Origin of the sequence: Pseudomonas sp. HAR-UPW-AIA-41, assembly GCF_002304225.1 — a bacterium.
Lineage (GTDB): Bacteria > Pseudomonadota > Gammaproteobacteria > Pseudomonadales > Pseudomonadaceae > Aquipseudomonas.
Genome location: NZ_NSLB01000005.1, coordinates 233,841 through 258,197 on the forward strand (window position 1 = coordinate 233,841; position 24,357 = coordinate 258,197).

Sequence of the window (24,357 nt, forward strand, 5' to 3'; positions counted from 1 at the left end):
CAACGAGGTATATAAGAAACTTGAGTATAATGCGAAATATTTGCATTAACTGTAAAGCCTGAGTCTTGGATTTTCTCCCGCTGTGCTCCGGCTGACAGTGCGCGGGTGGCATTTGCCGGTAGAATCAGGCGGAATCTTTCGCAGCTCTTAGGGAGAAGCCTGCATGAGCCTGACCACTGTTGCCGTTCTGGTTGTCCTGTTTCTCGTCGCCGCCTATGCGGTCACTCTGTACAACGCACTGGTCCGCCTAAAGCACGGGGTGAGCAAGGCCTGGTCGAATATCGACGTACTGCTCAAGCAGCGCCATGAGGAACTGCCCAAGCTGGTGGAAACCTGCAAGCAGTACATGCAGCACGAGCGCACGACCCTGGAACAGGTGATCACTGCGCGCAATGCCGTGGCCAGTGCCAGTCAGAAGGGTGATATGCAGGCTCTGGGGCAGGCGGAAACGGGGCTTCGTGCCGGTCTCGGCCAGCTGTTCGCCCTGGCCGAGAATTACCCGCAGCTCAAGGCCAACGAAAGCTTCCAGCACCTGCAGCAGCGCATCAGTGGCCTGGAGAACGGTATTGCCGATCGCCGCGAGCTGTACAACGAGGCGGTCAACCTGAACAACGTGCGCATCGAGCAGTTTCCCGATGTGCTGATCGCCCGTTTCTTTGCCTTCAAGGCTGCCGAGCTGTTGCAGTTCAGCGATGCCGAGAAGGCCGATGTCGATCTGAAGCAACTGTTTAGCTGAGGCAGGCATGACCACGGATGTCGCGGGCCTGGCCCTGAGTCTGGCCTTCAGTGTGGGCGCCTGTGTCGGTGGTGGCTGGTGGTGTGTGCAGCGCTGGCGTCAGGCGCGCATTCTGCTGGATACGCCGACCTCGAAGATTCGCTCGGCGGCTCAGGGCTTTGTCGAGCTCTATGGCGTACTCAAGGAGCAGGCCGAACCGCCACTGCGTGCGCCCCTGACCGATACCCCCTGCGTGTGGTGGCGCTATCGCATCGAGGAGTGCAGCCGCGACAGCGACAACAAGCTGCGCTGGCGGGTGGTCGAGAGTGGCACCAGTGAGGCCTGGCTACGACTGGCAGATGCCACCGGCGAATGCCTGATCGATCCACGCGGGGCCGAAGTCCGTGCCGCCACCCGGCAGACCTGGCATGGCAGTCAGCGTCATCCGCTGCGCCTTGAGCGCGCGGGTCTGTTCAGTCAGTTGTTCAACCAGAGTGGCTATCGCTACAAGGAAGAGCGCCTGCATGCCGGCGAGCCTTTGTACGCCATCGGTGACTTTCACACCCAGGGTGGTGGCCGCGCGGGGCTTGATCTGGAGCGTGCCCGCGGCGAGGTGGTGCGTGAGTGGAAGCAGGATTTTCAGGGACTGCTGACACGCTTCGACACCAATGCTGACGGCCGCCTGGATGAGCCGGAGTGGCAGCGCGTGCAGCTGGCTGCCGGGCTGGAGGCTGAGCAACGTCATCGCCAGGTGAGCCTGCAGCCGGCACAGAACATCATGCGCCGGCCAGGCGAGGCTCAGCCGTTTCTCTTGTCCAGCTCTGGCGAGGATGATGTGGCGCGCAGCTTTCAATGGCAGGCAGCGGCAGGAGCGGTGGCCTGCCTGCTGGGGGCGCTGGCGACTGCCTGGTTACTGCAGAACGCGCTGTAAGCGCCGTTACTGGCGCTCGCTGACGGAGGCTTCGCTCAGGCGGCGGGATTGCTTGAGGTATTGCAGCAAGTCACGTGGCGGCAGGGGCTTGCTGTACAGGTAGCCCTGACCTTCGTCGCAACCCTGGGCGATGATGTAGGCCTCCTGTTCGGCGGTTTCCACGCCCTCGGCGATTACCTGCATGCTTAGGCTGCGGCCGAGCTGAATGATGGCGCGGACGATGGTGGCATCGTCCTCGTCCTCGAACAGATCCTGTACGAAGCTCTTGTCGATCTTGATCTTGTCCAGCGGCAGGCTCTTCAGATAGGTCAGAGAGGAGTAGCCGGTACCAAAGTCGTCGATCGCGATCAGCGCGCCGGAGCGGCGCAGACTGAGCAGGTGCTGAGCAGCGGTGGAGATGTCCTCCATCAGGCCTGTTTCGGTCACTTCCAGCTCCAGACTGCGCGGTGGCAAGCGATAGACCTGCAGCAGGTTGTTGACCACGCGTGGCAGCTCCGCGTGGTGCAGTTGCACCGTGGATAGATTGACCGCCATGCGCAGTTCGGCAAAGCCCTGATCGTGCCATTCACGCAGCTGGCGACAGGCCTGATCGAGCACCCACTCACCAATAGTGATGATGCTGCCATTCTGTTCGGCCAGGGGGATGAATAGATCGGGCGAGATGAAACCGTGAGTCGGATGCTGCCAGCGGATCAATGCCTCAACGCCAACGACTTGATGGCTGCGGTAGTCAACTTGGGGTTGGTAGACCAAGTGGAACTCATTACGAGCAAGCGCTTCACGCAGATCCTTGTCCAACTCGCGACGGCGGCGCATTTCACTGTCGACGCTGGCAACGAAGAACTGGTAGCGGTTGCGCGAGCGGCTCTTGGCCAGCGTCATGGTCTGTTCGGCTTTCTGCAGCAGGTTCTCGGTGCGGTCGCCGTCCTCGGGGAACAGAGTGATGCCAATGGTGGCACGCAGACGGACTTCCTGACTTTCCAGCGGGAACGGGGCTTCCAGATCATCAAGGATAGTTTGTGCCAGCTCAGCGGCTTCATAGGGTTGCTCGATATCGGTTTGCACCAGAGCGAACTGGTCTCCGCCGAGACGAGCCAGTGCGCCAAGGCGACCGCCATGGCTACGAAGACGATCGGCAAGTGATACCAGTAGCTGGTCGCCTGTCTGGTAGCTGAACTGTTCATTGATGCCCTTGAAGTCATCCAGACCAACGCAGAGCACTGCGACACGGCGCTGCAGACGTCCGGCATCTTCGAGTATCTGGTCCAGCTGTTGCTGTAGCAGCTGGCGGTTGGGCAGGCCCGTGAGGAAGTCATACTGAGACATGCGCAGCAGGCTGGTTTCGGCTTCTCGGCGCAAGTGGGTGTTACGTTCAATGGAAGCCAGTAACTGGTTGGCAGTGTTGATCCACAGCCCCAGCTCGTTCTTCTCGTTCCCCTTGAGCATCGGCAGCTTATGCTCGCTGGGACGGTCAGGGTTAATGTTGGACAGGTGGTCGATGATCTTGCTGAGCGGCCTTGTCAGTAGCCAGTGATAGACCATGTACAAGACCAGGCCCATCGCGAGGGCGCGCAGTACGCCGGAGATGAAGATAACGATGGAATTGGCGACAAAGTCTTCGCCGTAAGGAGCCGTGTCCAGGGCAATGGTCAGATCGCCGTAGTACTCACTGTACGGTCCTTTACCGACCAGTTGGGTAGAAAAACTCTGTTCTTTGCCAAGGATCGGATCAGTAATCCAGCGGGTTGGCTTATCCATCAGCGGGCGGGATTTTTCCGCCAGCATGGGTTCGTTGGGGTGGCCGATGGCGGCGTGCTGCACCGACTCGTGCTGGAACAGGCCTTCAATCACCTGCATGCCCATTTCGCGATCGAGGCTATAAACGGCCTGAGTAGAGGGGTCGCGGAACATGCCGAGAATACGCTGGGCGTCGTTGGCCACGGCCTGGCGGGCGCGATAGGCGTCGAAGACAATCTGCGAAAAGCTGAGGATGATCCCGACCACCAGTGCCGAGAGCAGTACGACGCGTAGCAGCTTGAGCGACAGACTGTTTTTCAGTTCCAGCTTCAAAAGGTGGTTCCTTGTTCCGACAGGATTTGTTGCACCCATGCAGTATTGGTAATCAACGGCAGCTCGTCAAAGCTCAGGGCCTAATTGTCCGCAAGTTTTATGTCGCGCCGGTGTTTGAGAACGTCTGATTGAAAGGCAAGAGCCCGGCAGGTGCCGGGCTCTTGGGGATGACACAAGGTCAGCTTCAGGCAGCGAAATTCTTCGCCACAAAGTCCCAGTTCACCAGGTTCCAGAACGCTTCTACATACTTCGGACGCAGATTGCGGTAGTCGATGTAGTAGGCATGTTCCCACACGTCACAGGTCAGCAGCGGGGTGTCGCCGCTGGTCAGCGGGCAGCCAGCGCCGATGGTGCTGGCCAGAGCCAGGGAGCCGTCAGCCTTCTTCACCAGCCAGCCCCAGCCGGAACCGAAGGTGCCGATGGTGACTTTGCTGAACTCTTCCTTGAACTTGTCGAAGGAACCGAAAGCAGCGTTGATGGCGTCAGCCAGTGCGCCAGTCGGCTGGCCACCGCCGTTCGGCGACAGGCAGTTCCAGTAGAAGGTGTGGTTCCAGATCTGCGCGGCGTTGTTGAACACGCCGCCGGTGGAGGTCTTGACGATCTCTTCCAGGGTCTTGCCTTCGAACTCGGTGCCCGGCACCAGGTTGTTCAGGTTCACCACGTAGGTGTTGTGGTGCTTGCCGTGGTGGAATTCCAGGGTCTCGGCGGAAATGTGCGGCTCGAGGGCGTTCTTTTCGTAGGGCAGCGGCGGCAATTCGAAGGCCATGGTGTTTCTCCGTTATTCCTCAGGGCTGGGCTGGCGCGGCAGGCAGCGACCGGTTCACGGGCCGGTCGACGCTGTGGAGCAGGGCTCGGTGCGCCGCGGAGCGAGATCATAGCACCGCCGACTGCGGCATATCCACGCAGCAACTGTGTGGAAAAGCCCGTGGCAGCTTGGTTTCTGGGGGCTATCGCCCCAGAATGAGTTGGGCGGCCACGCTGAGCATCATCAGGGCAACCAGGATATCCAGCACCCGCCAGGTACTGGAGCGGGCGAGCCAGGGGGCCAGCCAGGCTGCACCGAGGGCCAGGCTGAGAAACCACAACAGCGAGGCGCTTGCTGCGCCGGCGGCATAGGCACCAGGCACCGCCTGTTGGCTACCCAGCGAGCCGATCAGCAGTACCGTGTCCAGGTACACATGGGGGTTGAGCAGGGTCACGGCGAGGGTGCTCAGCAGCACGGCACGGCGCGAGCGTGGCCCAGCGTCGGCGTTGCCCTGCAGAGCATCGTTGCTGCAGGCGCGCCGCAGTGCCTGAAAGGCATACCAGAGCAGAAAGGCCACGCCGCCCCAGCGGGCGATCCCCAGCAGCAGAGGACTCTGCGCCAGCAGGGCCGCCAGGCCGAACACGCCGGCAGCGATCAGAGCGGCGTCGCACAGCACGCAGAGGGCGGCGGCTGGCAGGTGGTGTTCGCGGCGCAGGCTCTGTGCCAGGACGAAGGCATTCTGCGCGCCGATGGCCATGATCAGGCCGAAGGCCACCAGCAGGCCGTTGCTATAGCTTTGCCACATGGGAGTCAGGCCTTCGCTCTGGCTGAGAGTTGCTGCAGCACGTTCAGGGCCCTCTGGGCGTCTTGCAGCGCAACAAACAGATGGTCGTGGTGATAGCCGGCGATCACGTTGCAGCTGATTCCGGCTTCTGCCAGTGCCGTCGCGAACGCCGCCGTCAGGCCGACGGCGGCAAGGTCCGAGTGCACCTGCAAGGTGATCCACGCCGCGCGGTAGTGGTAGGTGAGTCCGAGGCGTAGGGCTTCGGCTTCCGGCAGGATCAGGGTCAGTCCTTCTTCTTCGCGAAAACTTCCGATCAGTTCACTGCTGGGTGGTAGCACCCCGTCAGGGGTGCAGCAGAAGACGTATTCGCCCGGATTCAGGCGCGGAGTCAGGGTTTGTAGCAGGGTGTTCAGATCGGTGATGCCGCTCATGTGAATCTCCTGAAGAGGGAGGCAGTGCGGGCAGTCTGGGGCGGATTGCAGTATAAGAAAAACAAATCATGCTGATCTGTCATTAGGAAAACTGATTTGTTCGATTACAAGTTGCTGGCCGCTCTGGCGGCGGTGGTGGAACAGGGCGGTTTCGAGCGGGCGGCGCAGGTACTGGGATTGTCCCAGTCGGCGGTTTCGCAGCGCATCAAGCTGCTGGAAGCGCGGGTCGCAGTCGGTGTTGCAGCGCAGCTCGCCGCCGGCCGCCACCGAACTGGGGCAGCGGTTGCTCAACCATGTGCAACAGGTGCGCTGGCTGGAGCGCGATCTGGGGCAGAGCGTGCCGGCGCTGGCCGGTGGCAGCCAGCCCGGGCGGCTGCGCATTGCGCTGAATGCCGACAGCCTGGCGACCTGGTGGGCACCGGCGGTGGCGGCCTTTTGTGCCGAGCAGCAGGTGCTGCTGGAACTGGTGGTGGAGGATCAGGAGGTGGGGCTCAAGCGCATGCGCGCCGGTGAAGTGGCGGCCTGCGTCTGCGCGGCCGAGCGTCCGGTGGCCGGCGCGCGTAGTGTCGCGCTGGGGGCCATGCGCTATCTGGCACTGGCCAGTCCGGCGTTCGTTGCCCGGCATTTTCCGCAGGGGGTACAGGCTGAGCGACTGGCCGAGGTGCCGGCCATTGTCTTCGGACCGGATGACCAGTTGCAGCACCGTTATCTGGCCGCACTGGGCATGCATGGTGGCTTCAGTTACCACCTGTGTCCGTCGTCCGAGGGCTTTGTGCGTCTGGCCAGTGCCGGTCTTGGCTGGGGGCTGGTGCCTGCGCTACAGGTCGAGGCGCAGCTGGCTTGCGGTGAGCTGGTGGATCTGTTGCCGGGGCGCTATCTCGATGTGCCGCTGTACTGGCACCACTGGCGCCAGGGCGGCGAGCTGCTGGGCAGCCTGACCCGTCATCTCGGTCAGGCTGCCCGGCGGGCGCTGCAGCCAATCAGCTGATGACGATAGTGGTACTGCCCGGCAGTTGCTCGATGCAGCGCGGCCCCAGCAACTTCGAGGGTGTGAAGTAACCGCCCTGACCCTGATAGTCGAGCAGGTGGCGCACACTCAGCAGTACGCCATGCACGGTGACGTCGTAGCCATTGCCGGTGGTCAGGCGGGCCGTACGGGTGACGCCCGCGGCATTGCGGGCCTCGCCCCAGACCCAGGTCGGCAGGTGCTGGCGGGCATTGGCTGAGGGGCCCTTGATGCGCTTGCCGACCTGTTCCTTGAGCCAGCGCTGTATGCCCGGTTTGCCGAGCAGCGGGCGCAGCGGGTCGAGCAGGCGCAGCAGCCAGGCCATGGGCGCCGGCAGCGGGAGGTACACGCTGATGTTGGCGATGCCGGTGGAGTAGAACGCCGTGGCAACGTCGCCCCAGGGGATGGTGGCGGCATGCTTGAGGCCGCGGCCGAAATCGATATCGCGACCCTGATGGGCCATCGGTACGCCGATGATCTGTCCGTCCTGGCGAATCTGTCCGCCCAGCTTGAGACCTTCGACGCTGGTCTTGGCGGTGCCGGGCGACAGGCCGCTGCCGGTATCGAAGCCCAGACACAGGTGCGTTGCGTCGGGCAGGGCATCCTTCAGGCAGGCAGCCACGCAGTCGGTGGGGATGACGTCGAAACCCGAACCCGGCAGCAGCACGATGCCGGCCTCCCGCGCCTGCGCGTCGCGCGACTCGGCGGCCTGGAACACGCCGATCTCGCCGGTGATGTCGACATAGTGGGTCTTGCTGGTCAGGCAGGCCTCGATCATCGGTGCGCTGGTGGCCGAGAACGGCCCGGCGCAATGGGCCACCACGGCGATATCGGCCAGCTGTTCGGCGACATGCGCCGGATTATTCAGGTCGAAAATCCGTGCGCTCAGACCGAGGCGGGTGGCCAGTGCCTGCACGCCGGCCGGATCACGCCCGGCAAGGAGTGGTGTCAGGCCCTGACGTACGGCCTCCTCGGCCAGCAGGTGGGCGGTATAGCCGTTAGCGCCGTAGATCAGCCAGTGTTGCTTGGCCATAACGAGTTCTCCTTGTTCAATGAATGCATCCGTGTAAACGAGATCCACGACGTTGTCGCCAACCTGTGGGTTGGGTCTGGCCTAAAGCCTGAAATGGCTCACCAGCGCTTGTTGATCAACTGCCACGTCCTGCAGACGCTCGCCGTACGCACGGGTATTTTCGGCAGCCTGCCGATTGTCGCAGGTCATATCATGCAGTTGGTGCATATGCTGGTCGATGGCCTGTGTGTTACTGGCTTGTTCTTCTGCGGTCTGGGCAATCCGGAAAGCGAGATCATGCACGCTCTCCAGAGATTGGTTGAGCTCGCCTAGCGCATCGAGGACCGCTTTGGTCTCCTGCTCTAGCCCGCGGGCCTGATCAGCGGCACCTTGCATGGTTATCTGTGCCTTACCTGATGATTGTTGCAGCGCCTGAATAATGCCGACAATTTCCTCTGTAGCTGTACTGGTCCGTGTTGCCAATTGACGGACCTCATCTGCTACCACGGCAAACCCCCGGCCTTGCTCACCCGCTCGGGCTGCCTCAATTGCAGCGTTGAGTGCGAGCAGATTGGTTTGTTCAGCAATGCTTTTGATGACGTTGAGTACCGTGCCGATCTGCAGGGCATCGTGGGCCAGGGTGTCGACTACTTCGCCAGTCTGCTGAATGCCTCCGAGCAGCCTCGCTTGTTGGCTGATCATCTGTTCCAGGGTGCGCTGCATGGCGCTGAATGTGGTTTTGGCTGAGGTGCTGTTCTGTGCGCTGGCATTGGCATCTGTTGCAATCCCAAGCACCGTTGCACTCATTTCTTCAATCGCATGCACGATCTGTTCAAGTGCCTGTTGTTGCCGGTCCAGATTGTCCCGGGTGGCACTGGCTGCGCTCAGGATGGCGCCGCTTGACTGATTGATGGCCTGGTTGGATGTGCCCAGACGTTGGACGATGGAGTGCCAGGCTGCGGCCATTTCACTCAGAGCCAGCATCAGTCCCGCCTGGTTCGTTCTGTCCTCGTTGGCAAGACTGAGCTCGCCTGCTGCCAGTCGTCTAGCCAGACGTACCATCTGGCTTGGTTCCCCGCCGAGTGGGCGCATCAGGCTGCGGCTCACCCATAGGGTCACGCCGGCAACGCTGGCTATCGTGAGTAGCGCCAAGATAAGAATCTGCCACATCAGTTCACGTACTGGCGCAAAGGCCTGGGACTCATCCATTTCGGCGATCAGCGCCCAATGGTGATTGGCAAACTCGATGGGAATGAAAACCTTGAGAGAGGGGGCATGATCAAGGCCAGGTTCTTCAAGACGGCCGCTGGCTCCTTTGAGTGCCTGTTGTACGGCGAGACTTTTTGCTGCGTCATGCTGCAGGGCCGTCAGCCCGGTAAAACGGATCGAGTCCGAGCGGAGTTTTCCGTCTTCACCTACCAGATAGGTCTCACCGGCATCTCCTAGACCCTGGCGGGTTTGCATAAGGCTATTGAGTTTGGTGACAGGTAACTCCAGGGTGAGGAACAGGAGAGGTACTTGAGGGTCTTCCCCGGCAACAGGGGTGCTCAGTAGCAGGCTTGGTTCATTGTTATGCAGTGGATTCTTGGTCAGATCACTGATGGCTGTTTTGCCAGAGCTTTGTGCCTGCTGGACATTGCGGGCCAGTGGGGAGGATTGGTTGGCAGTGGCCTTGAGGTCCGCTTGCTGACTGTCGAGCTTGTTCACGCTGAAGATGATTTTGCCGTCGGGTAGGCTCAAGTGCAGGTCACGATAGCCAAAGGTCGTGATGAAGTTCTTGAACATATCCCGGTCGTAGTTGGCTGCACTGATCAAGGCAACCTCATCGAGTCCCTGATAGTTGGTCGCCAGGTTGTTACTTAGGGCGCTCAACTGATGTTCTCGCTGTTGCAAGTCATCCAGTAACTGACGTTGCTTGATATTTGCTACGGCCTCCAGAGCACTGAGGCTCTGTTCCCGCAGAGCATCGCCTGCACGCAGATAGACCGTTACGGCCATTGCCAGAACCGGGATTAGACCAATCAACAGGTAGCTGACTGCCAGCTTTAGGCGCAGTGGCATCTCGGGACCCTCAAAGGTTTTTTATGATTGTAGTTGAAGCAAATATTGCACAAATGTTTGATTTAAAAAACATCTAAGTGGCTGTTAGGTCATTGGCTTGGCCTGCTCGGACAGGTCGCCCTGCTATACAGTGCAGTGCAACTTAGGGCGGAGGCAGCATGCGGATACTGGTCACGGGGGCAAGCGGGTTCATTGGCGGGCGTTTTGCCCGATTTGCGCTGGAGCAGGGCATCAGCGTGCGTATCAATGGCCGTCAGGCAGAGGCGGTAACGGGGCTGATTGCGCGGGGGGCGGAGTTCGTGCCAGGCGATTTGGCCAGTCCCGAGCTGGCCCGCCTGGCCTGCCGAGGGGTCGAGGCCGTGGTGCATTGTGCTGGCGCAGTCGGGGTGTGGGGGAGCTACGAGCGCTTTTATCAGGGCAATGTGCAACTCACCGACAACGTAGTGGCCGCCTGTCAGGCTGAGGGCGTTCGGCGTCTGGTCCATCTGTCCTCGCCGTCGATCTATTTCGATGGACATTCGCACGTGGGCATTCGCGAAGAGCAGCTGCCTCAGCGTTTTTCCGATCACTACGGTGCCACCAAATACCTGGCGGAACAGCATGTGTTTGCCGCTCAGCAACAAGGACTGGAAGTGCTGGCACTGCGTCCTCGCTTCGTAACAGGCGCTGGTGATACCAGCATCTTTCCGCGTCTCATCAGCATGCAGCGCAAGGGGCGGCTGTCGATCATCGGTGACGGGCAGAACCGGGTCGACTTCACCAGTATCCACAATCTCAACGACGCGCTGCTCAGTGCTCTGCTGGCCGGTGAGGATGCTCTTGGCAAGGCCTACAACATCAGTAACGGTTCGCCGGTACCTTTGTGGCAAGTGGTCAATCATGTGCTGGCACGATTTGATCTGCCGCCTGTCACTCGTCATGTCCCTTATCCCCTGGCCTACGGCCTGGCCACGCTCAGTGAGTGGACCTGTCGCCTGCTGCCTGGGCGTCCGGAGCCGAGTTTGTTTCGCATGGGTGTGAATGTGATGGCGCGGGACTTTTCTCTGGACATCAGTCGCGCCCGGCAACACCTCGGCTATCAGCCGAAAGCCGAGGTATGGGATGCCGTGGACGAGTTCTGCGATTGGTGGCGAACCCGCGAAGGCACTTAGTTCGATTGATGGGGTATCGCTGCTGTACGCCGGTTCTCAGGCGTACACGCGCTGGCCGCGGTAGATCCGTACCGAGCCGCTTTGCGCCTGAACGGCTGGGGGGATCGTGACACTGGCCAGTGGGGCGCTTTCAGCTACAGGCTCCGGCTGGATGACCTTGGCAGGTTGTGCCTTGCCAGGTTGCAGCCCGCCCAGCTCGGCCAGGCGCTGTCCCAGCTGACGAGTGGTTTCATCGTGTGTGCGCAGGCAGGCGGCGAGCATGGCTGCGATGGCGTCGGGTTGGCTGAGGCGGATGTCTACACCCATTTCGCTGCGCAGGCGGCGGCGCAGGGTCTGCATGCAATCCACCAGGGCTTTGTTGATTTCCATGCGTCTTATCCCCTTTGATTCGACGGCTTTGGCCGCTTCTTCCTGAATCACTGACCAGCCTTGACCAGTGCGGCGCGCAAACCGGCGTCCTGCCGATTCCCCTCTGTCTCGCGACAGTGCAAAAAGGTCATAGCAAGGGTTGTACCAGTGTGCGCCAGGGCACATTTTCTGGCTTTGAGGGGTATCGCACCCTGCAAACCTGCACTTCGTCGGTGCGGGGTGCACCAGATGGATGCCACGCTGCAGGTCAGCAACTGGCGGCGGTATACTGCGCCGCATTCTCACTTTCTGTTGTTTTGAAGGCCCCGCATGCGCAATGACACTCTCGACGAACTGGACACTGTGCCCAGTTTGAAAACCGATGACCTCGATCGTGACGATTTCGCACAACATCGTGTGGAGCGTGGTCAGCCGCTGCGCGCTGTTGCGGCTCCTGCTCGTAGTTCCACCGGGCCGTTGTGGGCGCTGATCGCGGCGCTGCTGATGGCCATGGCCGGTCTGGCCTGGTGGAGTTTCCAGCAGATCGTGCTGATGGAGCAGCAACTGGTGGCTACTCAGGAAAGCTTCGCCAAAATCAGCGAGGATGCCGCCGGGCGCCTGCAGGATATTTCCGGCAAGGTAGTGGCTGCCGAGTCCAGCTCCACCACCGAGGCCGAGGCGCTCAAGCTGCGGGTCAAGCAGCTGGAGAACAAGCTGGCCGAGCTGAGCCGTCAGCAACAGAACGTGGCCGTCCAGCAGACTGCTCAAGGCAAGCGCCTAGAACAGGTCAGCAGTGAGCTGAAAAGCCAGCAGGGAAGTGCAGATCAGTTGGCATCGCAAGTGAAAACTCTGGGGGCCGAGCAGAGCAAGCTGCAGCAGGCCCAGGCCGGAATCAGCCAGCAGGGAGAGCAGATCAAGCAGCTCAGTGCTGCCGTGGAGAGTCTGAAGAAACAGGGTAATCCCAGTCAGGCTATCAGCCGTCTGGAGCAGGATTTGCTGGTGCTGCGCAGCGAGCTGGACGCGCCGGCTGCAAGCAACAGTACGGCTGAATTCGATGCCTTCCGCGCACAGATGGCTCGTAACATCAGTACCTTGCAGGCACAGGTGGTTAATCTGCAGCAGCAGATTGATGCCCAGCGCTGATTCAGCGACGGATAACTGATTGACGGCAGATGGAGTGGTTTGCCTGCGGGCTGCCTAACCCACTCCGTACGCCGTATTCCTCAGGCTGACTGACGCAGGTCCTGTAGGTCTTCATACAGCGCCTGGGCAATCGCCTCCTGAGCCTGGCGTGCCAGCTGATTGCGCGAGCTGTTCTGGCTCGAGAGGGGGCTGAGCAGGCGAATCTCCACTTCGGCGATGTCGCTGGAGAGTATCCGCAGCAGATGATCGAGCATGCCGTCGTCGCCCACCCAGGGGGCGATGGGGCAGGGCTGACCATCGCGCAGGTAGCGGATGGCTACCGGTTGCAGGGGCACGCCGCTGTCGATTGCGCTGCTCAGCAGGCGGCCATGGAAGGTGCGCAGGGCCGTGCCGTCGGTGGTGGTGCCTTCCGGGAAAATCAGCAGGTGCCGCTCCTGCTGCAGGTGGGCCGCCAGTTGCTGGCTGACCTGGCCGCTGTCGCCCGAGCCGCGGCGGATGAACAGGGTGCCGGCCTTGTTCGCCAGCCAGCCGGCCACCGGCCAGTCGCGCACTTCAGCCTTGGACAGGAACGACAGCGGCGTCAGGGCGCCGAGCAGGGGGATGTCGCTCCAGGAAATATGGTTGGCCACCCACAGCATCGGCTGTTGCGGCAACTCGCCTTCCACCCGCACGCGAAACGGCAGGGCATTGGCCAGGCGGGCGAGGAACCAGCGGGTCAGGCGCTGGCGCTGTGGCTGCAGGTCGCGATGACGCACGCGTTCGTTCAATTCGATCCAGCTGGCCAGCAGGGTGCCGAGCAGGACCACGCCAAACAGGCGCAGCAGGCGGAAATACAGACGCAGTTTCTTCATCGGGCGATGATCATCAGGAAAAGACCGGCACTGTCTACACAGTGCCGGCGCGGCCGACAAGAGGGAAGGGGTGATTCCCGTCAGACGGCGGCCTTGAAATGGCGAGCATAGCGCGGGCACAGCTCGTCACGCTTGAGCAGGATGAACAGGTCGGCCACCTGGAAATCCTCGTCCCAGCAAGGCTCGCCGCAGACCTTGGCACCCAGGCGCAGGTAAGCCTTGAGCAGCGGCGGCATTTCCGCGCTGAGGTTATCCGGCAGCACGTCCAGCCCTGGCAGCGGCTTCTTCGGTTCGGCGCGCAGGTGCTCGGTGCACAGATGCTGCTCGCGAAGGCGCTGCATGATGATCTGCGCCTGCAGGCCTCCGTCCTGCATGGACACGCTGGCGCAGCCCATCAGATAACGGTAATGACCTTCGTTGAGAATCTCGGCCAGCTCGCTCCACAGCACGGCGATGGTGGCGCCGTTGCGGTACGCAGCATCGACGCAGGTACGGCCCAGTTCGAGGATCGGCCCCTGCAGTTGGCTGAGGCCGTCGAGGTGAAACTCCTCCTCGCTGTAGAAGCGGCCAAGGCGCGCGGCGGCCTGATGGTCGAGCAGGCGGGTGGTGGCCACCAGCTCGCCGCTGCTGAGGTCGCGCACGCCGATGTGCTGGCAGTGCAGGTCGAACTCGTCCATGTCCAGACCCAGCTCGGCGCCCTTGAGGCGGGCGGCGAACTCGTGGCTGAACACGCGGTAGCGCAACGCCTGGGCTTCGCGCAGGGCCATGGCGCCGGTCAGGCGCTCGGCTTGCAGGCGGCGGGGCTGACGCGGGGCAATCAGGGGTTTGTCACTGCTGAGCACGATCTGGGACATGGCGATTCTCCGGGTGCCGGCGGCAGCGGGCTTGCGGCCGGTCGATCTTGTTGTGCAAGCTCAGGCTAGGGAGTGCCGGTGTCACCCGCGTGACAGTTCGGCGACGCTTGAATGACATGCACGAGGAGAATTGCCATGCCCTGGACCCGCCTGCTGGAGTCCGCCGAACGTCAGCCCGCCGCGCGCCTCGAAGACTGGTACGCCAGCCTGCTGGCGGCCTGCCCGGAGGCGGCACCGTTCGAGCTGGCGGTACGTGGCGGCTGTCGGGCGGCGACGCCGGGGCTGGCCTTCCTGGCCGGTTACCAGGCAGCGCTACGGATGCTCTGGCCCTCGGCGCCGCTGAGTCTGGGGGCGCTGTGCGTGACCGAGCAGCGCAGCGTGCGCCCGGCCGATCTGCAGTGCCGGGTAGCGGATTTGCAGGTCAGCGGGCGCAAGGATTTCGTCACTGCCGCCGAAGCTGCCGACTGGCTGCTGGTGGCGGCTCGCGAGGAGGGTGGCGGGGAGAAACCGCAGATCGCCCTGCTGGTGGTGCGCAATGGCGATCCGGGCGTGCAGGTCGGGGCGCTGCCGCCGCTCAAACTGATGCCTGATATCGGCCATGCCCGGCTGCAGCTGAATGAAGCGCCCTGCGAGCGGCTGGCTGGCGATGGCTGGAGCGATTATGTGAAGCCCTTCCGTACGCTGGAGGATGTCCATGTGCTGGCCGCCTTCACGGCCTGGCTGTATGGCGTGGGGCGTGACTGCGGCTGGCCGCTGAGCCTGCGTTTGCGTCTGCTGGCCGTGCTTGCCGGGGCGGCCGAGGTGGCCCGTCAGCCAGCCAGTTCGCCAGCAGCTCATCTGCTGTTGGCAGGGCTGTTCGAGCAGTGGCAGCAACTGAGTGGCGAGCTGGATCAGGCCTTTGCGGCGGGTCCGGCCGAGTGGCGGGAGCTGTGGCAGCGCGACCGCAGCCTGCTTGGCGTGGCCGGCGCGGCGCGGGCCAAGCGTCTGAGCAATGCGCTGGTGGCACTGGCGATTGATGCAGGTCAGTGAGCAAATGGCGGCAAACGGCTTAACTGGCCCCCTCTGAAATCCTGGAGGTGGCCATGCGCCGTGAACCCATTGTGCTGTTCGATAACGGCAGCCACCAATGCCTGATGTTTGATGATTTGGTCAGCGGCGAGGGCGTGCAGTCCAATCAGTTTCTGATCACCGATAACGAGCAATATCTGTTGCTCGATCCGGGTGGTGACCTGACCTATACGCCGTTGTCGCTGGAACTTTCCAAACACATTGATGTGCAGGATCTGACCTATATCTTTGCCTCACATCAGGATCCGGACATTATTGCCTCGTTGGACAAGTGGTTGCTTCACACTCGTGCAAAGGTAATTTGCTCCAAGCTGTGGGCGCGTTTCCTGCCTCATCTGACGGCCAGCTATCTGGCGCTTAGTCACGGTATCAATACCTACGACCGCATCATCGCATTGCCAGATCGCGGCCAGTCGATTCCCTTGGGCAAGTGCCAGCTCAAGGCTGTGCCGGCGCATTTTCTGCATTCGGTCGGTAACTTCCAGATCTACGATCCGGTGAGCAAGATTCTCTTCTCCGGCGATATGGGAGCTTCGCTGGTCGATGATGCGAGTCCGGTGCGCGACTTCGCTGCCCATCTGCCAAGCATGGAGGGATTTCACCGCCGTTATATGGCAAGCAACAAGGTCTGCCGGTTGTGGGCTCAGATGGTGCGTGGCATGGACGTGGCGATGATCGTACCGCAGCACGGGCGTCCCTTTGCCGGTCCGCAGATGATTGGCGTCTTCCTCGACTGGATCGAGAACCTCGAGTGCGGCATCGACCTTCTCGGTGCCGAGGACTACCAGTTGCCCAAGTGATGTGTCGCGCCAAAACCGCCGTCAGGCTGGCGGTTTTGGCGCTATGGCAGGCCTTTCAGGCCGTGCTAGGGTGCGCAGACTTCGACAACAAGAGGCCTGCCAATGCCCATTTCCGTCTTGCGTCGCCTGCTCTGCGCCGGTGCTCTGTTGCTGCCTGCCGCGGCCAGCTGGGGCGAAACCTGGCCCGAGCGTGACTGGAGCGCCAGCCCCATAGCGCCCAGCGCCGCGCTCAGTGAATTTGAAACCTATGCCTTTCCCGCCCGCGACGATGGCACCCGCCAGGGTATTCGTACTGATGCCGTGGTGGTGATCCGCGATGGTGAGCTGATCTACGAGCGTTATGCCGGACCGACCAAAGCGAGCACACCGCATTTGACCTGGTCCATGAGCAAGAGCCTGCTCGCGGCGACGCTGGGCGTGGCTTACCGCGAGGGGCGCTTCAAACTGGATGAGCCGGTGGCCCAGTATTACTCGGCGTTTCAGGGGCACCCCTCGGTCAAACTTGGTCACCTGCTGAACTGGGCCTCCGGCCTGGCCTGGCAGGAGGATTACGAGTACGCGCCGCTGCGCTCCTCGGTGGTGGCCATGCTCTATACCCGTGGCCGTGGCGATATGGCCCGGTTCGTGGCCGAGCATCCGCTGGACGCGGTGCCGGGCACGCGCTTCCGTTACTCCAGCGGCGACAGCAATGTGCTGGCCGCAGCGCTCAGGCAGATGGTTGGTGCACCGGCCTATGCCGATTACCCCTGGCAGGCGCTGTTCCAGCCGCTGGGTATCACCTCGGCGGTGTGGGAACGCGATGCCAGCGGCACCTTTGTCGGTTCCTCCTATGCCTACATGACGGCCCGTGATCTGGCCCGTGTCGGGTTGCTGATGCAGCGCGGCGGCCGCTGGGGCCAGCAGCAACTGCTGCCCAAGGCCTGGGTCGAGTTCAATCTGACGCCGTTTGCCAACTACCAGGCCGATCCGGCCAAACCCGGCGAAGCGGTACCCGGCGGGCACTGGTGGCTCAACCGCCATCTGGCCAAGGCGGCCAAACCCTGGCCCGACGCCCCGGAGTCCACCTTCGCCGCGCTGGGCCACTGGGGGCAGGGGCTGTACGTGCTGCCGGAGCAGAAGCTGGTGGTGGTGCGTTATGCCGATGACCGCGACAAGACCTACCAGCACAACGAGTTTCTCAAACGGGCGCTGGCCGCCTTTGCCGCGCCGGAGGTGCAGCCATGATCCGTCGTCATCCGCTGCGTCTGGCTCTGGCGCTGATTGCCGTGGTGCTGGCCACCCTGGCGTGGCACAACCGGGCTCACCTGCAGGCCTTCCCCGATATCATCGGTGCCTACTCGGCCAAGGAGTACTGCTCCTGCCGCTACGTGATGGACAACCCGGCGCCGTATTGCGCGGGCTACGTGAAACAGTGGCTGCCACTCACGCGCTTTCTCGATGACACCACCAACAAGCGCGTCACCGCCGAAGGCCTGGGGCGCAGCCACAGTGCGCGCTGGCTGGATGTGCGCCAGGGCTGCCAGCTGGAGTGATCGAGGTTCCCAAGAGCAGGGCGGCGGGCTATCGTTCGCCCTGTCTGTTGTGGAGTCCTGTCATGTTGCGGAACCCTGTGGTGTTGCGAGTATTGCTGGCGCTGTGCGCCCTGAGCGTAATCGGTGTGGCGCGTGCCGACTGGGTACTGGATGGCGAGTCGTCGCGGGTCAGTTTCGTTTCCAGCAAGTCCGGCAGCCGGGCGGAGGTCAGTCGCTTCCTCGGCCTCAAGGGTGAGGTCGAGAGCGACGGGCAGGCTCAGCTGCGGGTCGAGCTGGAATCGGTCAGCTCGGGTATCCCCAAGCGCGATGAACTGCTGCGCAAGGACCTGTTCGAGATCACCCGCTTTCCGCTGGCGCTGATCGGTACCCGTCTGGATCTGCCGTCACTGCTCAATCTGGCGCCCGGCGCGCAGCTGGAATTGACCGTGCCGCTGACCGTCAAGCTGCATGGTAAGGCCAGCGATCACCTGGTTGAGCTGCTGGTTACCCGTCTGGATGAGCAGCGTTTTCAGGTGGTGACCCTGGCGCCGCTGGTGCTGCAGGCCGAGGACTATGACCTGCTGCCCGGTCTGGAGAAACTGCGCCAGCTGGCCAATCTCAGCCAGATCAACTCCGCGGTGCCGGTCAGCGCCGTGCTGATCTTCGTCAACCGTTGAATCACGAAGTTTTCGCCTGGCGCAGCGGTAATCGCTTCGAGCTGCTGCTCGACGGCCCGCAGTTCTTCCCGCGTCTGCTGGCAGCCATCGCCGCGGCCGAGCAGCGGGTTGAGCTGGAGCTGTATCTGGTCGAGGACGGTGCCTGCGCCACCGAGCTGGTCGCGGCGCTGACGGCGGCGGCCCGCCGTGGCGTGCGTGTGCGTTGCCTGTTCGACGGCTTTGGCAGCCTGGCTTTCGGCGAGTCGTCGCGCCAGTTGCTGGCCGGTGCTGGTGTCGAGTTGCGTCTGTACAACCCGCTGAGCTGGCGGCGCGGCCTGCTCAATCTGTACCGCGACCACCGCAAGCTGCTGCTGGTCGATGATCATCTCGGTTTCGTCGGGGGCACCGGCGCCACCGATGACTTCTGGACGCCGGGCAGTGATGCCTGCTGGCATGAGCTGATGGTGCAGATGCAGGGGCCGCTGCTGCAGGACTGGCGTCAGCTGTTCGAGCGCCAGTGGCAGGCCAGCGAGGGCCGCCGGGCCTGGCGGCCGAGTTTGCCGTTGCGTCGCCCCAGCCTGCCGGCCATTCCGCCTCTGGGGCCGGGCCTCGGGCGTGTGGCCTATGCCGATGCCGAGCAGCACCGTGACATCCTGCAGTCGCTGGTGCGCAACCTGCTGCGCGCGAGGCGCACCATCTGGCTGGCCACGCCCTATTTCCTGCCGACCTGGCGGGTCCGCCGCGCCCTGCGCCGTGCTGCCAGGCGCGGGGTGGATGTGCGCCTGCTGCTGACAGGACACAACACCGACCATGCCCCGGTACGCTATGCCGGGCAGCGCTACTACCCGCGCCTGCTCAAGGCCGGGGTGCGTATCTTCGAGTACCAGCCGCGTTTTCTGCACCTGAAGATGGTGCTGGTGGACGACTGGGTCAGCCTCGGCTCCTGCAACTTCGATCACTGGAACCTGCGCTGGAATCTGGACGCCAACCTCGAGGCCTTCGATCCGCAGCTGGCCGCAGAGGCTGCTTCCAGTTTCATGGCTGATTTTGCCCAGGCCGAGGAAGTGACTCTGGGAGGCTGGCGTGCCATGCCGCTGGGCGAGCGCATTCGTACGCGCCTGTGGGGATGGCTCGACCGGTTGGTGATCAATCTGTTCGATCAGCGCCGCTGACCCGCACTTTTGGCGGGTGCCTGCTCTGGCGCGGCTGGTTAAGCTCGCCGGATAACCACTAAAGGGGATGCGCATGCGCCGCCAGATCCTGTCGCTTCTGCTGTTACCGCTGCTGCTGGCGGGTTGCTCCACACCGGGAACCTTTTTCATGCCTCTGCAGGGGCCGCATTTCAAGGCTCAGGCGCTGCCTGACGAGGACAATGCGCTGGTCTATCTGTATCGCCCGAAAAGCGACTGGGGCGATCAGGAGCTGGAGGCGCCGGGGGTGTTTCTCAATAACGAACTGATCGGCGTGCTACCCAGTGGTGGCTATCTGGCGCTGGAGTTCGACGTCGACAACTACAAGCTGGAAATGCGCCGGCCATTGTTCGGTAGCTATTGGACGCTGTTCGCCGATGGCCCGCTGGAGTTCACCCGCATCGCCAGTTTTACTCTGGAGGCTGAAACCGGCGCGGTGTATTACCTGCGTTACGACGAGCTGAACCCGCCGCCGGCCAAGGATACCCTGCCGGAGGAGGGCGATGGCCCGCTGCAGGTGGTGAGCGAGCGTCTGGGTCTTGAGGAATTGCCGGCCACCCGTCTGGTGCAGGACAGCCAGCATTATGCGGCGGGCAGCTACGCGGTGCGGCCCCAGCGCAGCTTCTGGGAGGGCGTGGGCAAGGCGCTCGACCATATCGGCATCTGAATCATGGCTCAGAAGAAACCGGCTCCGGCCGGTTTTTTTCTGCCTGTTTGCAGTCTGTAGTAGAGGGGTATTACCCAGACATGCCTTGGCAGGAGGACACTGAACCTGTCCCCACGCCCTCAGGAGCACGTGTCATGGCGAGCAAATCCATTCTCATGCTGGTTGGCGATTACGCCGAAGATTACGAAACCATGGTGCCGTTCCAGGCGCTGCAGATGGTCGGCCATCGCGTCGATGCCGTCTGCCCCGGCAAGACCACCGGCCAGTTCATCCGTACCGCCATCCACGATTTCGAGGGCGACCAGACCTACAGCGAGAAGCCGGGACACAACTTTGTCCTCAACGCCGATTTCGAAGCGGTGAAGGCCGAGGCGTATGATGCCCTGGTGATTCCCGGTGGGCGCGCTCCGGAGTACCTGCGCCTGAACGAGCAGGTGCTGGCGCTGGTACGCGCCTTTGCTGCGGCCAACAAGCCGATTGCGGCGGTCTGTCACGGTGCCCAGCTGCTGGCAGCTGCCGGTGTGCTCAAGGGCCGTGCCTGCAGTGCCTACCCGGCCTGTGCGCCGGAGGTTCGCCTGGCTGGTGGCGAGTATGTGGAGATTGCCGTGGATGCCGCCCATGTCGACGGCAACCTGATCACCGCGCCGGCCTGGCCGGCACATCCGGCCTGGCTGGCCGCGCTGCTGGCGCAGCTGGTCTGATGCTGGAAACGCTTGTGTAGGTAACCCCGCGGATAAGGAGGCGAGCATGTGCGAACTCTATGTGAAGGCCGATCCGATTCTCTATGAGTCGCGCTCGCGCTCCCTGCGTATCCGCGGTGTGGTCACCACTCTGCGCCTGGAAAACCAGTTCTGGGACATCCTGCGCGAGATTGCCGAAGTCGACGGCATGACCACCAATCAGCTGATTACCAAGCTCTATGAAGAGGTGATGGATTACCGCGGCGAAGTGGTCAATTTCGCTTCCTTTCTGCGGGTCAGCTGCACGCGCTTTCTTGCTCAGCGGGCCGCGCCAGGGGCCACTCTGCTGAGTCTGCCTGGACGCAAACAGGGCTGAAGTGTTAATGGGGCTGGCCTCTCTACCGGCTTGCGCTTGGGGTGGGCTGTCTATACTCAGGTCATTAATTGAGCCTGAGGGCCATCATGGACTTCTTCTCCGATCACGCGCCCAGCCAGTCTCCTCAGCCGTCTGCCGTACCCTCTGATAAACCCTGCTGGTGCGTCCTGCTGGTTGATGATGATGCCGAGATTCATGGCATCACTCGTCTGGCTTTGCGTGGTTTTGAGTTTCAGAGTCGGCCTCTGGAGTTGCTCTCTGCCCATTCGGCTGCCGAGGCCCGGGAGATCTTTGCTCGGCGCCATGATATTGCGCTGGCTTTGGTTGATGTCGTTATGGAGACCGAGCACGCAGGCCTCGATCTGGTGCGTTACCTGCGAGAGGACTGCAATAACCGTTTGACGCGTCTGGTTTTGCGTACCGGGCAGGCAGGTCAGGCGCCGGAAGACCGGGTAATCCGCGAATACGATATCGACGATTACAAGGAAAAGACCGAACTCACCACGCAGAAGCTGCGCACTCTGCTGTATTCCATGTTGCGTTCTTATCGCGATCTCTGCGTGATTGAGGAACAGCGACGGGGCCTGAGCAAGGTGATGGAGGCGTCGGCCAAGGTACAAAATGCCGCAACCCTCAAGCTGTTTTCTTCCACCGTATTGGAACAGTTGACCTCGTTGTTACACCTCAATCGATCAGCACTCTACTGCATGGTGCTACCTGGGGCTGGCAATGGTGAGCGTGAGACACGCACCCTGGCTGCCACGGGCGAATTTGTCCGCTATCAGCCCGGTACTTCTTTTGAGGTGCTGCCGGAGCTGGTCAGCTCTCGATTTCAACAAGTTCTGGCCGAGCAACGCTCACTGCATTTCGATGACGCTTATGTGATGTACATGGCAGGCGAGCGTGGCGGTGCCAACTTGCTCTATGTCACCCATCTCGAGCCGTTGAGCGATCTGGACCGGCAACTGCTGGAAATCTACATCCACAATGTTGCCCTGACCTTCGAGAACATCAACCTGATGGAGGATCTGCAGGAAACCTCCAAGGAATTGGTTTGTACCTTGGCTGATGCTGTAGAAGCGCGCAGCAAGGAAACCGGAGCGCATGTTCAGCGTGTGGCATTGATCTGTGAACAGCTGGCAGTCCTGATGGGGCTGGATGAGCGTGAGTCGATGATGATCAAGCATGCTTCGCCCTTGCATGACATCGGCAAGGTAGCCATCCCTGATGCCATCTTGCACAAGCCGGGCAAGCTGGATGAGCAGGAGTGGTCAGTCATGCAGAAACATGTCGACTATGGTGTGAGTATTCTGCAACGTTCCAAGCGTGACCTGATGCGCATGGGCGCTGTTATTGCCGGCCACCACCACGAGCGATGGGATGGCAAAGGTTATCCTCAGGGCTTGGCCGGGGAAGCGATTCCTCTGGCTGGCCGAATTGTGGCACTGGCCGATGTCTTTGATGCCCTCGGCTCACGGAGAAGCTACAAGGAGCCTTGGTCGGATGAGAGAATTCGCGAGCTGATTGCCAGCGAGCGTGGGCGTCAGTTTGACCCGCAATTGGTCGACCTGCTGTTAGCTCACTACGAAGACTTCCGCCGTATCCGCGAACGCTTTCCGGACCTGCCCGGTGGAGAGCACTAAAGGTGCAGTCCGGTAGCCTGCAGGTCAGTCGTAGTCTTTCCGCCAAGTTGATCCGCAGTACGCTACTGCTGGCCTGTGTGTTGGGGCTTGTGATCAGCGCAATCCAGATAGGCATGGACCTGCGGCGTACTGAGCGTCAGCCTGATCAGGATATGGCTGCCCTGATCAGTCTTACCCGCGAGCCTGCCACAGCCATTCTGTTCTCCCTTGACCATGATCTGGCCGAAGAGCTGCTCAATGGCACTCTCAGGCAGCCGGCCATTAGCAGCAGTCGCATTATGTTGCCGGAGAGTGAGGTCTTTGCTGGTCGTGAACGGCCACTGGCCAAAGGGCGGCTGCGCCCTTTCAGCGATTGGCTGCTCGGGACTGTTCGCCACTACAGTTGGGAGCTCCGATCCAGTGCTGAGACTGGCAATGAGCTGCTGGGCATACTGGAGGTTGAAGTTGATACCTACCACTATGGGCAGGTGTTCCTTGAACGCAGCCTGATCATTGTTGCCAGCACCCTGTTCTATGCCCTGCTGCTGAGTGGCGGTTTGCTGCTGTTGTTCCACATGCAGGTGAGCCGGCCTCTAATCAGTGTGATCCGTTCTATTGCCGAGGTGGATGTCGAGCAGGTTGAAAAGGCTCGCTTACATGAGCCTGTAGGCCATGCCGAGAGTGAAATTGGTCTACTGGTGCGACTGACCAACCAGCATTTGCAAGCTATTGGCGATACCTTGGAACAGTTGCGTCTGGCTGAAGCCGGACTCAAGCGTTACATGGACGAACTCGAGTCCAAGGTGGCCGACCGTACTCACGAGCTTTCGGAAAGCGTCAGCCAGTTGCAGGCCGCGCAAAACCAGTTGATCGAATCGGAAAAATTGGCCGCCCTGGGTGGATTGGTGGCCGGAGTGGCCCATGAGGTCAATACACCCTTGGGCATCGCCGTGACAGCCTCTTCTGTGTTGAGTGAGGCTCTGGAAGAGCTGAGTAGTCAGTTTGCTGCGCAAACTCTGAGTAGTAGCAGCTTTCAGCAGTTGCTCGAACAGGCGGTGGACAGCAACGTCATGTTGTTCAACAACATCAAGCGTGCAGCCAAGCTGATCAGTGATTTCAAACAGACGGCGGTCGATCAGGTATCAGAGGCACGCAGCGATTTTCTGGTGTACCAAGTGCTTGGTGCCTTGATTGCCAGCCTGCACCCGGAAACCCGCAAGGTGCCAGTCGAACCGCTGTTGATCTGCCCGGAAGACCTGCAGATGAACAGCCTGCCGGGTGTGCTGACCCAGGTCGTGGCCAACCTGATCATGAACAGTGTGCGGCATGCCTTTGCGGCGGATATCCGCGCGGAAATCACCATCAGTCTGCAGGCCCAGGGCGACCAGGTGATCCTCGACTACCGCGACAACGGGGTTGGTGTACCACAGGCACTGCAGGAGCGTATCTTCGAGCCGTTCTTCACCACCAAACGGGGCAGTGGCGGTTCCGGCCTGGGCCTGAATATTGTCTACAACCTGGTCACACGCAAGCTGGGCGGGCGTCTGGAGTTCTTCTCACAGCCGGGCGAGGGTGTGCACTTCATTCTGCACATCCCGCGCGAGCTGCCCCAGGGCAGCAATATTCAGCGTTAGCCCCATACGAAAAAGGCGAGCCATGGCTCGCCTCTTTTCATGGCAGCTGCG

The 24,357-nt window shown here is 61.7% G+C and carries 23 protein-coding genes and 2 pseudogenes; 16 read left to right on the top strand and 9 right to left on the bottom strand.

Annotated features, from left to right (window positions below; genetic code table 11):
- The first annotated feature begins 163 nt into the window (after positions 1-163).
- Positions 164-736 carry a LemA family protein gene (locus tag CK486_RS12160; protein WP_095940566.1) on the top strand — a complete coding sequence of 191 codons (573 nt, stop codon included), beginning with the start codon at positions 164-166 and terminating at the stop codon, positions 734-736.
- Between the two features lie 7 nt (positions 737-743).
- Entirely contained in the window at positions 744-1,646 is a 903-nt protein-coding gene (locus CK486_RS12165) for a GIDE domain-containing protein (protein ID WP_095940567.1), read from the top strand.
- Positions 1,647-1,652: 6 nt separating this feature from the next.
- Here CK486_RS12165 and CK486_RS12170 read toward each other — a convergent pair whose 3' ends face one another.
- From CK486_RS12170 to CK486_RS12185, 4 genes are all read right to left on the bottom strand, one after another.
- Complete coding sequence (locus CK486_RS12170; RefSeq protein WP_371915501.1) at positions 1,653-3,755, bottom strand: putative bifunctional diguanylate cyclase/phosphodiesterase; 2,103 nt, start codon at positions 3,753-3,755, stop codon at positions 1,653-1,655.
- Positions 3,756-3,900: 145 nt separating this feature from the next.
- Positions 3,901-4,482, bottom strand: coding sequence for a superoxide dismutase [Fe] (sodB, locus tag CK486_RS12175; RefSeq protein WP_095940569.1), 582 nt, complete (start codon positions 4,480-4,482; stop codon positions 3,901-3,903).
- Between the two features lie 181 nt (positions 4,483-4,663).
- Complete coding sequence (locus CK486_RS12180; RefSeq protein ID WP_095940570.1) at positions 4,664-5,266, bottom strand: LysE/ArgO family amino acid transporter; 603 nt, start codon at positions 5,264-5,266, stop codon at positions 4,664-4,666.
- Positions 5,267-5,271: 5 nt separating this feature from the next.
- Positions 5,272-5,676, bottom strand: coding sequence for an ACT domain-containing protein (locus CK486_RS12185; RefSeq protein ID WP_095940571.1), 405 nt, complete (start codon positions 5,674-5,676; stop codon positions 5,272-5,274).
- A 96-nt stretch (positions 5,677-5,772) separates the two neighbouring features.
- Between CK486_RS12185 and CK486_RS12190 the strand changes: the two are divergent.
- Positions 5,773-6,664: pseudogene (locus tag CK486_RS12190) on the top strand (LysR family transcriptional regulator ArgP).
- On the opposite strand, the gene CK486_RS12195 reads toward CK486_RS12190, so the two are convergent.
- Together CK486_RS12195 and CK486_RS18510 are read right to left on the bottom strand one after the other, a co-directional pair.
- The gene (locus tag CK486_RS12195) at positions 6,657-7,715 is read right to left on the bottom strand and encodes a trans-acting enoyl reductase family protein (RefSeq protein WP_095940572.1); all 1,059 of its coding nucleotides are present in this window, start codon (positions 7,713-7,715) and stop codon (positions 6,657-6,659) included. The pseudogene CK486_RS12190 and the gene CK486_RS12195 overlap by 8 nt on opposite strands.
- 81 nt (positions 7,716-7,796) lie before the next feature.
- A pseudogene (locus tag CK486_RS18510) lies at positions 7,797-8,312 on the bottom strand (methyl-accepting chemotaxis protein); the annotation flags it as partial.
- A gap of 1,601 nt (positions 8,313-9,913) precedes the next feature.
- On the opposite strand from CK486_RS18510, the gene CK486_RS12205 reads away from it, so the two are divergent.
- Positions 9,914-10,906, top strand: a complete 993-nt coding sequence (locus tag CK486_RS12205) for an NAD(P)-dependent oxidoreductase (protein WP_095940574.1) — start codon at positions 9,914-9,916, stop codon at positions 10,904-10,906.
- Positions 10,907-10,942: 36 nt separating this feature from the next.
- Here the strand turns inward: CK486_RS12205 and CK486_RS12210 are convergent, their stop codons facing one another.
- Entirely contained in the window at positions 10,943-11,275 is a 333-nt protein-coding gene (locus CK486_RS12210; RefSeq protein ID WP_095940575.1) for a hypothetical protein, read from the bottom strand.
- Between the two features lie 309 nt (positions 11,276-11,584).
- Here CK486_RS12210 and CK486_RS12215 point away from each other — a divergent pair, with 309 nt between their 5' ends.
- Complete coding sequence (locus CK486_RS12215; RefSeq protein WP_095940576.1) at positions 11,585-12,397, top strand: ATPase; 813 nt, start codon at positions 11,585-11,587, stop codon at positions 12,395-12,397.
- Positions 12,398-12,477: 80 nt separating this feature from the next.
- Here CK486_RS12215 and CK486_RS12220 read toward each other — a convergent pair whose 3' ends face one another.
- A complete protein-coding gene (locus tag CK486_RS12220) occupies positions 12,478-13,248 on the bottom strand; it encodes a 1-acyl-sn-glycerol-3-phosphate acyltransferase (protein ID WP_095940577.1) in 771 nt (256 codons plus the stop codon).
- Between the two features lie 80 nt (positions 13,249-13,328).
- Positions 13,329-14,102: an L-ornithine N(alpha)-acyltransferase gene (olsB, locus tag CK486_RS12225; protein ID WP_095940578.1), complete on the bottom strand. Its 774-nt coding sequence runs from the start codon at positions 14,100-14,102 to the stop codon at positions 13,329-13,331.
- Between the two features lie 135 nt (positions 14,103-14,237).
- Between olsB and CK486_RS12230 the strand changes: the two genes are divergently transcribed.
- From CK486_RS12230 to CK486_RS12280, 11 genes are all read left to right on the top strand, one after another.
- Positions 14,238-15,131, top strand: a complete 894-nt coding sequence (locus CK486_RS12230) for an acyl-CoA dehydrogenase family protein (RefSeq protein WP_095940579.1) — start codon at positions 14,238-14,240, stop codon at positions 15,129-15,131.
- Between the two features lie 53 nt (positions 15,132-15,184).
- Positions 15,185-15,970, top strand: a complete 786-nt coding sequence (locus tag CK486_RS12235) for an MBL fold metallo-hydrolase (protein WP_095940580.1) — start codon at positions 15,185-15,187, stop codon at positions 15,968-15,970.
- Between the two features lie 102 nt (positions 15,971-16,072).
- Complete coding sequence (locus CK486_RS12240; protein WP_095940581.1) at positions 16,073-17,194, top strand: serine hydrolase; 1,122 nt, start codon at positions 16,073-16,075, stop codon at positions 17,192-17,194.
- Complete coding sequence (locus tag CK486_RS12245; RefSeq protein ID WP_095940582.1) at positions 17,191-17,502, top strand: amidase; 312 nt, start codon at positions 17,191-17,193, stop codon at positions 17,500-17,502. Before CK486_RS12240 ends, CK486_RS12245 begins: the two co-directional genes overlap by 4 nt.
- A gap of 62 nt (positions 17,503-17,564) precedes the next feature.
- Positions 17,565-18,158, top strand: a complete 594-nt coding sequence (locus CK486_RS12250; RefSeq protein WP_095940583.1) for a YceI family protein — start codon at positions 17,565-17,567, stop codon at positions 18,156-18,158.
- Positions 18,155-19,309 (top strand): phosphatidylserine/phosphatidylglycerophosphate/cardiolipin synthase family protein, encoded by a 1,155-nt coding sequence (locus tag CK486_RS12255; protein WP_095940584.1) that lies wholly within the window; start codon positions 18,155-18,157, stop codon positions 19,307-19,309. The genes CK486_RS12250 and CK486_RS12255 overlap by 4 nt, the downstream gene beginning before the upstream one ends.
- Before the next feature lie 73 nt (positions 19,310-19,382).
- Entirely contained in the window at positions 19,383-19,994 is a 612-nt protein-coding gene (locus tag CK486_RS12260) for a DUF2846 domain-containing protein (protein WP_095940657.1), read from the top strand.
- 134 nt (positions 19,995-20,128) lie between these two features.
- Positions 20,129-20,695, top strand: coding sequence for a DJ-1/PfpI family protein (locus CK486_RS12265; protein ID WP_095940585.1), 567 nt, complete (start codon positions 20,129-20,131; stop codon positions 20,693-20,695).
- A gap of 46 nt (positions 20,696-20,741) precedes the next feature.
- Positions 20,742-21,050 (top strand): ribbon-helix-helix domain-containing protein, encoded by a 309-nt coding sequence (locus CK486_RS12270; RefSeq protein ID WP_095940586.1) that lies wholly within the window; start codon positions 20,742-20,744, stop codon positions 21,048-21,050.
- An 86-nt stretch (positions 21,051-21,136) separates the two neighbouring features.
- Positions 21,137-22,693, top strand: coding sequence for a DUF3369 domain-containing protein (locus CK486_RS12275; protein WP_095940587.1), 1,557 nt, complete (start codon positions 21,137-21,139; stop codon positions 22,691-22,693).
- 2 nt (positions 22,694-22,695) lie between these two features.
- The gene (locus CK486_RS12280) at positions 22,696-24,306 is read left to right on the top strand and encodes a sensor histidine kinase (protein ID WP_218192102.1); all 1,611 of its coding nucleotides are present in this window, start codon (positions 22,696-22,698) and stop codon (positions 24,304-24,306) included.
- Positions 24,307-24,357: the final 51 nt, after the last annotated feature.

Excerpts from the sequence above, each read along its gene's own strand:
- sodB (WP_095940569.1), bottom strand. The coding sequence starts at position 4,482 with ATGGCCTTCGAATTGCCGCCGCTGCCCTACGAAAAGAACGCCCTCGAG.
- CK486_RS12270 (WP_095940586.1), top strand. The coding sequence starts at position 20,742 with ATGTGCGAACTCTATGTGAAGGCCGATCCGATTCTCTATGAGTCGCGC.
- CK486_RS12250 (WP_095940583.1), top strand. The coding sequence starts at position 17,565 with ATGTTGCGGAACCCTGTGGTGTTGCGAGTATTGCTGGCGCTGTGCGCC.
- CK486_RS12160 (WP_095940566.1), top strand. The coding sequence starts at position 164 with ATGAGCCTGACCACTGTTGCCGTTCTGGTTGTCCTGTTTCTCGTCGCC.
- CK486_RS12215 (WP_095940576.1), top strand. The coding sequence starts at position 11,585 with ATGCGCAATGACACTCTCGACGAACTGGACACTGTGCCCAGTTTGAAA.
- CK486_RS12240 (WP_095940581.1), top strand. The coding sequence starts at position 16,073 with ATGCCCATTTCCGTCTTGCGTCGCCTGCTCTGCGCCGGTGCTCTGTTG.
- CK486_RS12245 (WP_095940582.1), top strand. The coding sequence starts at position 17,191 with ATGATCCGTCGTCATCCGCTGCGTCTGGCTCTGGCGCTGATTGCCGTG.
- CK486_RS12260 (WP_095940657.1), top strand. The coding sequence starts at position 19,383 with ATGCGCCGCCAGATCCTGTCGCTTCTGCTGTTACCGCTGCTGCTGGCG.
- CK486_RS12185 (WP_095940571.1), bottom strand. The coding sequence starts at position 5,676 with ATGAGCGGCATCACCGATCTGAACACCCTGCTACAAACCCTGACTCCG.
- CK486_RS12265 (WP_095940585.1), top strand. The coding sequence starts at position 20,129 with ATGGCGAGCAAATCCATTCTCATGCTGGTTGGCGATTACGCCGAAGAT.
- olsB (WP_095940578.1), bottom strand. The coding sequence starts at position 14,102 with ATGTCCCAGATCGTGCTCAGCAGTGACAAACCCCTGATTGCCCCGCGT.
- CK486_RS12210 (WP_095940575.1), bottom strand. The coding sequence starts at position 11,275 with ATGGAAATCAACAAAGCCCTGGTGGATTGCATGCAGACCCTGCGCCGC.
- CK486_RS12235 (WP_095940580.1), top strand. The coding sequence starts at position 15,185 with ATGCGCCGTGAACCCATTGTGCTGTTCGATAACGGCAGCCACCAATGC.
- CK486_RS12170 (WP_371915501.1), bottom strand. The coding sequence starts at position 3,755 with ATGGGTGCAACAAATCCTGTCGGAACAAGGAACCACCTTTTGAAGCTG.
- CK486_RS12275 (WP_095940587.1), top strand. The coding sequence starts at position 21,137 with ATGGACTTCTTCTCCGATCACGCGCCCAGCCAGTCTCCTCAGCCGTCT.
- CK486_RS12195 (WP_095940572.1), bottom strand. The coding sequence starts at position 7,715 with ATGGCCAAGCAACACTGGCTGATCTACGGCGCTAACGGCTATACCGCC.
- CK486_RS12180 (WP_095940570.1), bottom strand. The coding sequence starts at position 5,266 with ATGTGGCAAAGCTATAGCAACGGCCTGCTGGTGGCCTTCGGCCTGATC.
- CK486_RS12220 (WP_095940577.1), bottom strand. The coding sequence starts at position 13,248 with ATGAAGAAACTGCGTCTGTATTTCCGCCTGCTGCGCCTGTTTGGCGTG.
- CK486_RS12230 (WP_095940579.1), top strand. The coding sequence starts at position 14,238 with ATGCCCTGGACCCGCCTGCTGGAGTCCGCCGAACGTCAGCCCGCCGCG.
- CK486_RS12205 (WP_095940574.1), top strand. The coding sequence starts at position 9,914 with ATGCGGATACTGGTCACGGGGGCAAGCGGGTTCATTGGCGGGCGTTTT.
- CK486_RS12165 (WP_095940567.1), top strand. The coding sequence starts at position 744 with ATGACCACGGATGTCGCGGGCCTGGCCCTGAGTCTGGCCTTCAGTGTG.